Genomic DNA, 11,744 nt, shown 5'->3' with positions numbered 1-11,744 from the left:
CGCACGCCCTCCGTCCTCGGGGCGGCCGTGCGCGTTAAGAAGGGACCCTTGTACAACCGGAGGCGTTAACAGGGTGCCCTTCCTTACAACGGCGGCGGGTGTCGTAGGGGCGAGGCAGAATCGCATCCGTGCTGGTGGCGGTGGTGTCCGACGAGCGGGGCGGGGGAGTCCTGCGCCCGCTGGACGCCGCCGGCCACCCCACCGGCCCGGCCGAGACGGTTCCCGACCTGGCCGCCGCGGTCGCCGAGCGGGAGGCCGCCGAACGGCCCCGCTGGGTCTGGCCGACCGCCACCACGATCTACCCGGCGCTGCTGCGCGCCGGCGTCCGGGTCGAGCGCTGCCACGACGTGGAGCTGACCGAGGCGCTGCTGCTGGGCCACGCCGGTCGCTGGGGTGAGCCCCGATCGTTCGCCGCGGCCTGGGCCCGGCTCACCGGCGCGCCGGTGCCACCCGATCCGCCGCCCCGCCCGCCCGCGCCGCCCGGCCTGGGCCAGGGTGCGCTCTTCGACGCGCTGCCCGGCCCGCCGGGCCCGGGCATCGACGCCCTGACCCGGGTGTACGCCGACCAGCTCACCCGCGTCGCCGCCACCGAGCACCCCGGCCGGTTCCGGCTGCTGGTGGCCGCCGAGTCGGCCGGCGCCCTGATCGCGGTGGAGATGGGCACGGCCGGGCTGCCCTGGCGGGCCGAGGTGCACGACGCGATCCTCGCAGAGCTGCTCGGCGAGCCGTCACCGGTGGGTGGGCCGCCACGTCGGCTGGCCGAGCTGGCCGCCCGGATCGCCGAGGCGTTCGGCGTCCGGCAGGTGCACGCCGACTCCCCGGCCGAGCTGCTGAAGGCGTTCGCGCGGGCCGGCGTGGAGCTGCCCAACACCCGTGCCTGGGTGTTGCGCGGGGTGGACCATCCGGCGGTGCCGCTGGTCCTGGAATACAAGGAGCTCTACCGGATCTGGACGGCGCACGGCTGGTCCTGGCGTGAGCAGTGGGTCCGCGACGGCCGGTTCCAGGCCGAGTACGTCCCCGGCGGGGTGGTCTCGGGCCGGTGGGCCACCCGGGGTGGCGGCGCGTTGCAGATCCCCAAGGTGATCCGGCGGGCGGTGGTGGCCGACCCGGGCTGGCGGTTCGTGGTGGCCGACGCCGGTCAGCTCGAGCCCCGGGTGCTGGCCGCGGTCTCCGGGGACGCCCGGTTGGCGGCGGCGGGCGGGGCCGGTGACCTCTACGCGGCCCTCGCCCGGGACTCCTTCGGCGGCGACCGGGCGCGGGCCAAGGTGGCCCTGCTCGGCGCGATGTACGGGCAGACCGGTGGAGCGGCGGTGCCGGCGCTGGCGGTGCTCAAGCGCAGCTACCCGACCGCCTTCGGCTACGTCGAGGCGGCGGCCCGCACCGGCGAGGCCGGTGGCCTGGTGCGTTCCTGGCTGGGCCGGACGTGTCCGCCCGGCGCGGTCAGCTTCGGCGACCCGGACGAGGCGATCGACCTGGCCGCCGCGGCCGATCCGCGGGGGCCGCGGGCCCGGGCCGCGCGGTCGCGTGGGCGCTTCACCCGCAACTTCGTCATCCAGGCCACGGCCGCGGAGTGGGCCTCCACCCTGCTGGCCACGCTCCGCACCGAGCTGGCCGGCACCGACGCCGAGCTGGTCTTCTTCCAGCACGACGAGGTGATCGTGCACACTCCGGCCGAGCAGGCCGACGCGGTAGCCGAGGCCGTCGCCCGCTGCGGCGAACGGGCGTCCAGGCTGTTGTTCGGCGACACTCTTGTGCGATTTCCGCTGGATCTGTCCGTCGTCGACTGCTACGCGGACGCCGTGTGACGGGCACCGGCCGAACGGCGGCGTGACCGAATGCCACGCCACGGCAGCCGAACTCCGCGTTCGACTAGGGCATCCTTTGGGCGTGAGCACGACGGATGCAGAGTTGACCACCGCGATGGCCGAGGCGGCCGAGGCGGACTTCATGTACGCGTACGAGACGGGGACGCCGCCGGTCGAGCGGGAGCGGCTCGGGATCGCCACTTGCCGGATCGGTGGCGGCGTGGTCCTGTCGATGCGCAACGACCCGGTTTCCTACTGGAGCAAGGCGCTCGGGTTCGGCTTCGCCGAGCCCGTCACCGGTGAGCTGGTGGACCGGATCGTCGCGTTCTACCGCGCCCAGGACGCCCTGGAGGCGGTGATCCAGATCGCGCCCTCGGTCCTGCCGTCGGACTGGGACGACATCCGCCGCGCCCACGGGATCGAGCCGACGACGCCCTGGGTGAAACTGGCGGCCCCGATCGAGCAGATCCGGCCCGGTGCCGGCACCCGGCTGCGGGTCGGCCCGGTGGGCGAGAGCGACGCCGCAGAGTGGGCGGAGGTGGTCCTGCGGGGCTTCGGCATGCCGACCGAGGGGCTTGCCGCGATGGTGACGGCGAGTGTCGGCCATCCCCAGTTCCATCCGTACGGTGTCTGGGACGGCACCGACCTGGTCGGCGGCGCGAATCTTTTCGTGCGTGGCCCGGTCGGCGCCCTCAACTCCGGGGCGACGCTGCCCAGCCATCGCAACCTGGGGGTGCAGTCGGCCCTGATCGCGGCTCGCGCTGAGGCGGCGCGGGCGGCCGGCTGCCGGTGGCTGATCGCGGAGACTGGGCAGCCGGCGGCGGGCACGAAGGCTCAGTCCCTGGCCAACCTGGAGCGCGCCGGCCTGCGGGTCCGGTACGTCCGGCAGAACTGGCGTTGGCGAGCCGAGACCGATCTCACCCCGGTCGGCTGACCGGTTCCCGCTGCCCGCACCGGGCGGGAGGATTCCCTGATCGTCGGCGCAGTCGACGACGCCCCGCCCGCTGATCATCGCCGCGGGTGGTGGCCGTCGGATCGGTGGCCGGAGGCCCTGCTGGACCCGGGGGAGAAGCCCCTGGTCAACCGAATGATCGACACGATGACCGAGGCGGGCTGCGAGCGGCTCGTGGTGGTGCTCGGCGCTGCCGCGGACCAGGTACGCAAGATGGCCGACCTGACCGGGGCCACGGTGGTGGTCAATCGGGCGTGGGGTACGGGTGTCGGCTCGTCCCGCCCCAGCGCGTCGGCGTCTGAGCCCTCGGACACGTGCCGCGCTGGGGACGGTCGGCGTCAGTCGCCGGCCGCCGCGATGAAGTTCCGGACCGAGGTGCGGGGATCGCCCGAGCGCACCAGCGCTTCTCCCACCAGTACGACGTCGGCACCCCACTGGCGGTACTCCGCGACGTCCTCGGGCCCGGAGACGCCGGACTCGGCCACCGCGATCGTCCCCGCTGGGATGGCGGGGGCCAGTTGCTCGAAGACCGTGCGGTCCACGTCCAGCGTGGTGAGATCACGCGCGTTGATGCCGACCAGATCCGCGCCCACCTCCACGGCCCGGGCGAGTTCGTCGGCGGTGTGCGCCTCCACCAGCGCGGTCAGCCCGAGTTCGCGGGTCAGGCCGAGCAGGTCGGCGAGCAGTCCGCCGTCGAGCGAGACCACCATCAGCAGGATCAGGTCCGCGCCGTGGGCCCGGGTCTCCCACACCTGGTACGGCGTGACGATGAAGTCCTTCCGGAGGATCGGGATGTCCACGGCCCGGCGGACGGACCCCAGGTCGGCGAGCGAGCCGCCGAACCGCCGCTGCTCGGTCAGGACGCTGATCGCTGCCGCGCCACCCGCCGCATACTCCGTCGCGAGGGCCGCGGGGTCCGGGATGTCGGCGAGCGGGCCCTTGCTCGGGCTGCTGCGCTTGACCTCCGCGATGATCGAGACACCGGGGGCGCAGAAACGCGGCAGCACCTGCAGCGCCGGGGGCGTGTCGCCGACGCGCGCCCTCAGCTCCGCCAGTGAGACGGCACTCTGCCGGGTCGCCAGGTCAGCGCGGACACCTTCAAGAATTCCATCCAGCACGCTCAACGTTTCTCCCGAATTGACACGGATTCTGCATAATGTTGTGGAACGTACCGCTGCCAGGTCTCTTCGACCAACGGCGATCTGCCGCGATTCGGTCTCTTGAGGCTGGGCGACTCAACCGCCAGCGCGCTGGCCGGCGCTGGTCGATCGCAGCGCCCGGAACCCGGTTGTGACGGACGACGCGTACGCGCGGGTCGGTCCGGGTCACGCGACGGGCGGCGCCGTCGAGCGTACGGATGCGACCCGCCCTGTCCGGATATGAGTGACACCTGGCCGGACCAAGGCGGCGCCGCACCCCGGCCGGTAGGCAGCATGAAAGTCAAGCACATGGTCCGCAGCCGACACACTTCCCGGGAGGTCAGAGGTCATGCCAGAGATCATCGCGGGGTTGGAGATTCCTGGAACAGCGGCGGGCGCCGAAGCGACCAGGTTCATCCAGGAGACGACGAGGCCCCCCATCTTCCACCACTCCCGGCGAGCATTCCTCTTCAGCCAGATGCACGCGCACAGGCTCGGCGTGGAACTGGATCCGGAACTGCTCTACATGGCGACCATGTTCCACGACGTCGGCCTCCTGACCCCCTTCTCCGACGTCGAGCAGCGCTTCGAGGTCGATGGCGCCGACCACGCACGCACGTTTCTCCTGGACCGGGGCTTCTCGGCTGCCGCCGCCGAGACCGTCTGGACGGCGATCGCGCTGCACACCACGCTGGGCATCCCGGAGCGGATGGCCCCGGAGATCGGATTGACGCAGCTCGGCATCGCGACGGACGTGGTCGGGGTCGGCCTGGAGGCGCTGGAACAGGATCAGGTGGACGAGATCCTCGCCGTCCACCCACGGGGTGACTTCAAGAACGAGTTCCTGCGAGCCCACGTCGACGGACTCAAGAATCGCCCGGAGACCACGGAGGGCACCATGAACTCCGACATACTCGAGCACTTCATCCCGGGCTTCGAGCGCACGTCGATGGTCGAGCGCGTCCTCAACTCGCCCTGGGAAAGCTGACCCGTACCGGGCCATGCGGTGACTGATGTGAGTCAATTCGGCGGCGGAGGCCGTCTCGGACGACGAACAGGGCGGGTCACACTCGTGATCGGGTGTGCGCGGTAGGCCCCTCGTCCCTCGACGTGGGGCCTACCGCCCGGCCACCCGCAGAGCACATCGAGGTGATCGTGCACTGTCCGGCCGATCAGGCCGAGAGCGTGGCGGCGGCGGTGTACCGCGCCGGTGAGCGGGCCACAGCCCTGCTCTTCGGCGCCACTCCGGTGCGATTCCCCCTGGATCTGTCCATCGTGGACTGTCACGCCGACGCGGCATAGCGCACGATTTTCCTATTTGCCCCGCTACCCCGGGCCGGTTGTGCTCGTTGCATCCGGTGTCCGTAGGACGGTGCGGACCGGGCACCGCCGTGCCCGGTCCGCACCCACGGTTGAGGGGGCCCAGCTGAACCGGATCGCAGGAATGATCATCGCCGCGGGCGGGGGACGCCGGATAGGCGGTCCCGAGGCGCTGCTGCACCAGGGGAAGAAGCCCCTGGTCAACCAGATGATCGACACGATGACCGACGCGGGCTGTGAGCAGATCGTGGTGGTGCTGGGTGCCGCGGCCGACCAGGTTCGGGAGACCGCCGACCTGACCCGGGCCACCGTGGTGATCAACAAGGCCTGGGGCACCGGGGTCGGCTCGTCCATCCGGGCCGGGCTGGCCGCGCTCGACGACGAGGGGATCGAGGCGGTGGTGGTGGTGCCGGTCGACATGCCGGGCCTGACCCCCGCCGCGGTGCGCCGGGTGACCGCGCTGCCGTACCCGGACGTGCTGGTCTGCGCCACCTACGACGGGCTGCGCGGATACCCGATGCTGTTCGGGCGCCGGCACTGGTCCGGCATCGCCACGCTGGCCAGCGCCGACGTCGGCGCCCGGCCGTACCTGCTGGCGCACAAGGATCAGATCGTCGACATCGCCTGTGACTCGGTGGCCGACGGCAGCCGGGTCGACAGCCCCGAACTGATGGCCCTCTACGGCCTGAGCATCCCCGAGCAGCGGGTCGGCGTCTGAGGTGGGCTGAGTATCCGTACGGATGTGCCGGGTCGTCGAGCGGCGATACTCGTTGCCATGCGTCGACTCGCCACCGCTCTGCTGTGCCTGGCCGCGCTCGTGAGCTGCGCACAACCAGGCGCCGCGCCTGCGCAGGACGGCCCCTCCGGGGAGGACACCGGCTGGGTCACCTATCAGGCGGACGTCACCGCCGTTCGGGTCAGCGCCGACCCGCGCTCGCTCGTGCTGACCGTGGCGCTGCTGGGTGACGCCGACGGTTGCTCCCGAGATCCGCGAATCACCTACTTCGTGGAGGAGAACAACCGCATCCACGCCAACGTGGTGCAGGATTCGCGCCTGTCCGGGACGGTCGGGGCCTGCCCCACCCACACGCCCGGCGAGGTGACGTTGACGGCGCCGGGGTCGATCGCCGGCCGGACCGTCGTGCTCAACCAGGAGCCGTGGAAACTCGACGGTGCCCAGTACCGCCGCTGCGACCCGACGTTCGGTTGCGATCCGATGCCGACCGACCACTGTGACCCGGCGTGGATCAGCGTCGCGGTCCGCGGCATGGACGTGTCCCGGCACTCGACGGGATCGATCGAGGGCTGCGACGGCAGCTGGCTGGTCATGACGGTGCCGTTCGATCCGGTGCCGTGCGGTGCCGAGGCGAGGCGAGGCTGTGACCCGTCGGTCAACGTGCGCCGCTACTTCCTGCGCTGGGCCGGCCCGCGCGGCTGGGCCACTATCGCCAGCTCCACGGAGGCCGGCTGCGGACGTGTCCGCGCCGCCCAGCCGGCCTTTCCGAGAAAGCTCTGCGCCGACCTGTCCCGGCCGTGACCGGCCGGAGCCGGTGGGCCGGTGGAGCTTCGCCCCGATCTGTCCGTCCGGGTGGTCCACCGGGGCTCTGCCGGGTGTCAGGATGCGGGAATGCCGTATGACGAGGACCTCGCGAACCGGGTACGGGAACTGCTCGGGCGGGAGCCCGGGCTCGCCGAGAAGCGCATGTTCGGCGGCCTGGCGATGATGGTGAAGGGCAACATGGCGGTGGTCGTCCGCGGCGCCGGCGGCCTCATGGTCCGCGTCGACCCGGCGGAGTCCGAACGGCTGGAGGCGGAGCCCGGCGCGCAGGCGACGGTGATGCGGGGGCGGCCGATGCGGGGCTGGATCACGGTGGATCCCTCGGCCTGCGCGGGTGACGCCGATCTGGCCCGGTGGGTCGATCGCGGCGTCCGCTTCGCGGGGACCCTGCCGGCCAAGTAGACCCCGCCTAGGGCCAGCCGCCGGACGGCCGCTGGAGACCGAGCCGGTCGGCGAGTTCATCCACGACCGCTGCCAGCGCCGCCGGCACCGGTCGCCGGGTGACCAGAAAGAGGGTGAAGCGACCCGGCACCGGCGCCGGTGCGACCTGTTCGTCCGGGGCCGCGTAGGCGAGCGCGAGCCCGCGCGGTAGGACGACCGGGCAACCGAGGAGCCGGCCCATCCGGACGGCCGTCTCGCCCGTGGCCGCCGGCCGGGGCCGGGCGCCCAGCGCGGAGAGCCGCCGGTGCAGGGCGTCCGCCGACGTGTCGTAGCTGTGCGCCACCACGTCGAGGTCGGCGAACGGGCGGCGCCCGGGCGCGAGCCGTACCCCGGGTGGGGTGAGCAGGGCCAGCCGGTCGACGGCCACGGGTGACGCGACGGCAGTGACCGGCAGCCGCATCTGGTTGGCGACGGTGACGAATGCGGCGTCGAGCGAACCTTCGCCGACCCACTCCACCAGACGGTCACCGTGGTCGGTGACCTGGTGCACGTCGTGGGCGGTAGCAGGTCCACCAGGGCGGGGAACACCCACGCGGCCAGGCTCGGAAAGGTGCCGATGCTCAGCACCTCGCCGCGCGCCGCCGACCGGGTCCGGTCGAAGATCGCCTCCAGGTGGCCGAGCACGTGCACGGCCTCGGCGGCCAGCGCCCGGCCGGCCGGTGTCGGTCGCGCCCCGGTGGTGTCCCGGTCGAAGAGCCGCTCGCCGATCCGCCGCTCCAGCGCCGCCTGTCGGGCTCGGGGTGGGCACGCTCAGATGAGCGTGCTCCCCGGAGCCCGGCCCAACTTGCACGCCGGCTGGCGGCGTTCGTCAGTGTCCGTGCCGCTGTCCGAGTGTGCGTCCTGGCTGGCGTCGATGCGGGCGCCGATCTGAGCCGGCAGCGGGTAGACACGTTCGACGGGAAGGTGAGCTGCTGCCGCTTGTTCGTCGCCGACGCGCAGCAGTTCCCGGATGCGGTGCACGGTGGGAGTGAGGTCTCTGACTGTGACCATCCAGTCATCGACGTACCGGTCGACAGCCTCGCCGGACAACCCCACCTGCAGCGACCGGTATGGCAGCGCCTTCAGATGCGGTGTCCGTTCCGGATCCCACTGCACTCGTACCGGGCTGGTCTTCAGTTGCCGCGACCACGTCGCCTTGTCGCTGTGCACGTCCCGGTCATATTGGCTCAGGCAGGCTCGCGCCAGCGCCCACTCGAAGCCCTCCCGCGTGATCTCGATGGACAGCACGCGCTCCTGCCCTGGCTCTGTGGCCCAGCCGCAGCGGTACATCATCCAGAGGAAGGACGGCTTGATCCACGTCATCCGGTCCCGCTTGAAGGGAGCCACGAAACGGCCGGCCGCGACCGCCGGCAGGGCAATCTGCGGGGGATACGCCTGGTACACGGTGATCGTGTCGGCCGAGTGGCGGGCACGGATCTGACGGGCGGGAACGGACACCACCCGATCCTCACCGATCGAGCGTCGCCTGTTCCACCGAGATTCGGCGACCACCCCGGCCGGACGGTTGTCGTACCGCCGGCCGATGATCTGGTGGTGAACATTCCGGTCTCCCTGCGCGAGTCTCTGCACGATCCGGCTTTCTGGGCGCGGTACACCTTCGCTACCGAGGATGGCCCGGGCGCCGATCGGCTGGGCGCGCTCGAAGACTTGCTCGACGAGGATGACGGTGACGATGATGATGAGCAGGAGACGCGGCTCGATGTCGCCTTCGACGTCGGCGGCGGCGAACGCGTTCTGCTCGGCGTCGACACCCGGCTCGGCGCTTACGAGCTCGGCATTACCGGGCCTGACTCCGCCGAGCCTGCCGAGCTGGGTTGGGACGATCTGGCCCACTGGCATCCGTACGCCCTGCGCTGGTCGGAGCTCGACCTGATCTGTCGGGCGATCGCCATGCGTGACCCACAGCTGTCGCACCCCGGGGCGCCGATGGCCTTGCTGTGTCGGTTCGCCGCGGTCTTCGACGACGACGACGTGGACGGTGCCGTTGCCTGTGTCGACGCGGCTTACGCGGCGCTGCGGCCCCAGGGTTGGGACGGCTACTGGCCCATTGGCTCCGACTGGCTCGAACGTGCCGACTTCCGCAGCCAGAAGGTGGTGTGGCACCGCGACGAGGCCGGCAACTTGTGGGCCGAACAGGACGCCGACCACGACGCCGACTTCTACAGCACACGGGTGGCACCGCCGGCGGAGACTGGTGAGCACTTCCCGCACACCCGGCTCAGGAGCCTGCTGGCCGCCGCCGCGACCACGGTGGCGACCGGATCGCACCCTTGATCGTGGAAGTCGGCGCCCCGCCGGTGTCAGTCGATGCCCTCCACAGTGATGCGGATGGCGATCGGGCTCCCTGCGGCGTCCAGATCCAGGTGTACCGGGAAAACGCCGTCGCCAACCGAAGTCATGACCATCATGACTTCGGCGCCGCCCACCGTGACGGTGGCCGCCTCGTGCTCGGAGGCACGCACGCCTGCCATCACCTGCCAGTGGTGGGAATGGGGACGGAAGTCGAAGGCGAACATCGCGCGCGGCTCGGCACCTCGCCGTTCTCTCAGCGCGACAGCCCGTTGGTATGCCTGCCGGATCGGCAGGTCGAGCCAGCCATAATGATCGTCTCCGGGTGTATCTGTGCGTGACGCACCGAACTCGGCGGCGATCAGCTCCTCGTCCCTGCCCCAGAAGGCCACGTCGGCGAGACCGTCGATGGAATCGTCGTGGATCCAGGACGAAAGCGCGTCCGCGTCCGCAAACACGAACCGGGCGTGATCCACGTGGATGCTTCCTAGCCGGCGGGATCCCGAGACTGTGGCCTCGCCGAGCCCGATACGAATCTGCCGCCAGCCCCACTCTCCTGGGAATGCCGTGACCAGCAGCTGGCGATTGGACGGCACGTTACCGACGGGAATCACCGGAACGCCGGTGATGAGGAAGTCGGATTCACCGGCAGTCACCGCCCTTCGGACACGGTCACGATGCGGGACCTGGCGGCTGTAGGGCCGCAGGGAGGCATCGAGGGCTCGTTCCCTGCAGTGCTCACCGAACATGGCGGTGATCTGTCCCGCCCCATGCTGCGGGATGTCGTAGAGGTGAAGGCCTGATTGGCGGTCGAACGACCTGGCGGCGGCCTCCGCGTCGCGGCCGATGATTTCGAAGTCAACGGCCGCGTCGGCGTCGGCTCCGCGAACCTCCTCAGGAGAACGGTCGCCGGACCAGAGCCCGAGGTAGCCGCCGTCCATGAGGACGAGCTCGCCGGACGGACAGGTGATCTCGCCGAGCACAAGTGGATCTTCCATGAGCGCGGAGTCTACGATGGTCGGGCCACGTCATCGAACCTGCAATAACGCGCCGATGTCCGTAATTGCTGTGTCGAGTATCGTCGTCGCGTGCCGGAGTTGATTGCACATGTCAGCCGGACCCGCCCGGCGTTACTGGATTGACCTTTCGCCGTCATCCGCACGTCGCCGGGGGCAGCCATGACCGATCCGACCGCTCGGGCTCCGTCCTTCGCCGGGATGCGGCTGATTTCGGCGGATGACGTGGCGGCAACGCCGATCCGGGTCGCGGTGGACGCGCTGGAGGCCGCCCTTCGCGACGGACTCGACCCGGAGCGGCAAACGCCCCGTTCGCGGATGGCCACGCCGACCGGCGAACTGCTGATCATGCCCGCTACCCGCGACGGCTATTCGGCCTGCAAGCTGCTCACCAGCACCCCCGACAACATGCACCGCGACCTGCCGCTCATCCAGGGGGCGTTCGTCCTCTTCGAGGGCCCGGAGCAACGCCCGGCGGCCCTCGTCGACGGCACCGCCCTGACGAACCTGCGCACCCCCGCGGTGTCCGCGCTCGCGGTGCGGTACCTGCTACCCCGCCCGGCCGGCGATCCGCTGCGACTCACGGTATTCGGCACCGGCCCTCAGGCGCGCGTCCATGTCGAGGCGATGCTCGCGCTGCACGAGATCGGCGAGGTCGCTCTCGTGGGGCGGGACAGCCCACGGCGGGACCGGCTTGCCGCGCGGCTGCACCGTGCGGGCGTTCCGGTACGGCTGTGCGATCCCGGCTCGTGCACCGACGCCGTGGCGCGGGCGGACGTCATCTGCTGCTGCACCAGTGCCCCGACGCCGCTCTTCGACGGCGCCCTGGTCAGGGACGATGCCGTCGTCGCCGCGATCGGCTCGCACTCTCCGCACACCCGTGAGGTCGACGACCGGCTGGTGGCCCGCTCGCAGGTCGTGGTCGAGTCCCTCGCCAGCACCCTGCGGGAGGCGGGTGACATCGTCATTCCGCTGGCCGCCGGTGTGCTGCGCGAGGAGGACCTGTGTCCGCTGCGTGATGTGGTGACCGGTCGCGCGCGGCTGCCCGCCGGTGGACCACGGCTGTTCAAGGGGACCGGCATGCCGTGGCAGGACCTCGTCGTCGGCGTCGAGATCTACCGCACCCATCTCGCGGGCCGATCCTCGACCGGGCCCGCCGGCAGCGACCCCAGCGGCTGACGTTGGACAGTGCCCCACCGTGGGCTGTCGTCGGCGTGCGACGAC

Annotated in this window: 13 protein-coding genes and 1 pseudogene; 10 read left to right on the top strand and 4 right to left on the bottom strand. The window is 71.3% G+C overall.

The window, feature by feature from the left end; genetic code table 11:
* Positions 1-128 precede the first annotated feature (128 nt).
* The 3 genes and pseudogenes from ACFOW4_RS06540 to ACFOW4_RS06530 all read left to right on the top strand — a co-directional run.
* Positions 129-1,805 carry a bifunctional 3'-5' exonuclease/DNA polymerase gene (locus ACFOW4_RS06540; RefSeq protein ID WP_377525416.1) on the top strand — a complete coding sequence of 559 codons (1,677 nt, stop codon included), beginning with the start codon at positions 129-131 and terminating at the stop codon, positions 1,803-1,805.
* Positions 1,806-1,887: 82 nt separating this feature from the next.
* The gene (locus tag ACFOW4_RS06535) at positions 1,888-2,739 is read left to right on the top strand and encodes a GNAT family N-acetyltransferase (protein WP_377525413.1); all 852 of its coding nucleotides are present in this window, start codon (positions 1,888-1,890) and stop codon (positions 2,737-2,739) included.
* A 70-nt stretch (positions 2,740-2,809) separates the two neighbouring features.
* Positions 2,810-3,081: pseudogene (locus ACFOW4_RS06530) on the top strand (NTP transferase domain-containing protein); the annotation flags it as partial.
* 14 nt (positions 3,082-3,095) lie between these two features.
* On the opposite strand, the gene trpC reads toward ACFOW4_RS06530, so the two are convergent.
* Positions 3,096-3,881 carry an indole-3-glycerol phosphate synthase TrpC gene (gene trpC / locus ACFOW4_RS06525; RefSeq protein WP_377525412.1) on the bottom strand — a complete coding sequence of 262 codons (786 nt, stop codon included), beginning with the start codon at positions 3,879-3,881 and terminating at the stop codon, positions 3,096-3,098.
* Between the two features lie 364 nt (positions 3,882-4,245).
* Between trpC and ACFOW4_RS06520 the strand changes: the two genes are divergently transcribed.
* The 5 genes from ACFOW4_RS06520 (at position 4,246) to ACFOW4_RS06500 (ending at position 7,176) form a co-directional block, all read left to right on the top strand.
* Positions 4,246-4,884 (top strand): HD domain-containing protein, encoded by a 639-nt coding sequence (locus tag ACFOW4_RS06520; RefSeq protein WP_377525410.1) that lies wholly within the window; start codon positions 4,246-4,248, stop codon positions 4,882-4,884.
* Positions 4,885-5,006: 122 nt separating this feature from the next.
* Entirely contained in the window at positions 5,007-5,198 is a 192-nt protein-coding gene (locus tag ACFOW4_RS06515) for a hypothetical protein (protein ID WP_377525515.1), read from the top strand.
* Between the two features lie 142 nt (positions 5,199-5,340).
* Positions 5,341-5,934, top strand: a complete 594-nt coding sequence (locus tag ACFOW4_RS06510) for an NTP transferase domain-containing protein (protein WP_377525409.1) — start codon at positions 5,341-5,343, stop codon at positions 5,932-5,934.
* Between the two features lie 57 nt (positions 5,935-5,991).
* Complete coding sequence (locus ACFOW4_RS06505) at positions 5,992-6,753, top strand: hypothetical protein (protein ID WP_377525407.1); 762 nt, start codon at positions 5,992-5,994, stop codon at positions 6,751-6,753.
* Between the two features lie 90 nt (positions 6,754-6,843).
* Positions 6,844-7,176, top strand: a complete 333-nt coding sequence (locus tag ACFOW4_RS06500; protein WP_377525406.1) for a TfoX/Sxy family protein — start codon at positions 6,844-6,846, stop codon at positions 7,174-7,176.
* Positions 7,177-7,183: 7 nt separating this feature from the next.
* Here ACFOW4_RS06500 and ACFOW4_RS06495 read toward each other — a convergent pair whose 3' ends face one another.
* Positions 7,184-7,705 carry a hypothetical protein gene (locus tag ACFOW4_RS06495; protein ID WP_377525405.1) on the bottom strand — a complete coding sequence of 174 codons (522 nt, stop codon included), beginning with the start codon at positions 7,703-7,705 and terminating at the stop codon, positions 7,184-7,186.
* 260 nt (positions 7,706-7,965) lie between these two features.
* On the bottom strand, positions 7,966-8,652 hold the full coding sequence (locus ACFOW4_RS06490) for a DUF4291 domain-containing protein (protein WP_377525403.1): 687 nt from the start codon (positions 8,650-8,652) through the stop codon (positions 7,966-7,968).
* A gap of 96 nt (positions 8,653-8,748) precedes the next feature.
* On the opposite strand from ACFOW4_RS06490, the gene ACFOW4_RS06485 reads away from it, so the two are divergent.
* Complete coding sequence (locus ACFOW4_RS06485) at positions 8,749-9,489, top strand: hypothetical protein (protein WP_377525401.1); 741 nt, start codon at positions 8,749-8,751, stop codon at positions 9,487-9,489.
* 26 nt (positions 9,490-9,515) lie between these two features.
* Here ACFOW4_RS06485 and ACFOW4_RS06480 read toward each other — a convergent pair whose 3' ends face one another.
* On the bottom strand, positions 9,516-10,502 hold the full coding sequence (locus tag ACFOW4_RS06480) for a hypothetical protein (RefSeq protein ID WP_377525399.1): 987 nt from the start codon (positions 10,500-10,502) through the stop codon (positions 9,516-9,518).
* Between the two features lie 180 nt (positions 10,503-10,682).
* Between ACFOW4_RS06480 and ACFOW4_RS06475 the strand changes: the two genes are divergently transcribed.
* Positions 10,683-11,699: an ornithine cyclodeaminase family protein gene (locus tag ACFOW4_RS06475; protein WP_377525398.1), complete on the top strand. Its 1,017-nt coding sequence runs from the start codon at positions 10,683-10,685 to the stop codon at positions 11,697-11,699.
* The last annotated feature ends 45 nt before the right edge of the window (positions 11,700-11,744 follow it).

The organism is Micromonospora sp. GCM10011542, from assembly GCF_042650685.1.
In the GTDB taxonomy this organism is placed as follows: Bacteria; Actinomycetota; Actinomycetes; order Mycobacteriales; family Micromonosporaceae; genus Micromonospora.
This window is presented reverse-complemented; position numbering and strand designations above follow the sequence as displayed.

What these genes read in the sequence shown, in the direction of transcription:
- ACFOW4_RS06480 (WP_377525399.1), bottom strand. Translation starts at nt 10,502, where the DNA reads ATGGAAGATCCACTTGTGCTCGGCGAGATCACCTGTCCGTCCGGCGAG.
- ACFOW4_RS06500 (WP_377525406.1), top strand. Translation starts at nt 6,844, where the DNA reads ATGCCGTATGACGAGGACCTCGCGAACCGGGTACGGGAACTGCTCGGG.
- ACFOW4_RS06520 (WP_377525410.1), top strand. Translation starts at nt 4,246, where the DNA reads ATGCCAGAGATCATCGCGGGGTTGGAGATTCCTGGAACAGCGGCGGGC.
- ACFOW4_RS06475 (WP_377525398.1), top strand. Translation starts at nt 10,683, where the DNA reads ATGACCGATCCGACCGCTCGGGCTCCGTCCTTCGCCGGGATGCGGCTG.
- ACFOW4_RS06510 (WP_377525409.1), top strand. Translation starts at nt 5,341, where the DNA reads ATGATCATCGCCGCGGGCGGGGGACGCCGGATAGGCGGTCCCGAGGCG.
- ACFOW4_RS06505 (WP_377525407.1), top strand. Translation starts at nt 5,992, where the DNA reads ATGCGTCGACTCGCCACCGCTCTGCTGTGCCTGGCCGCGCTCGTGAGC.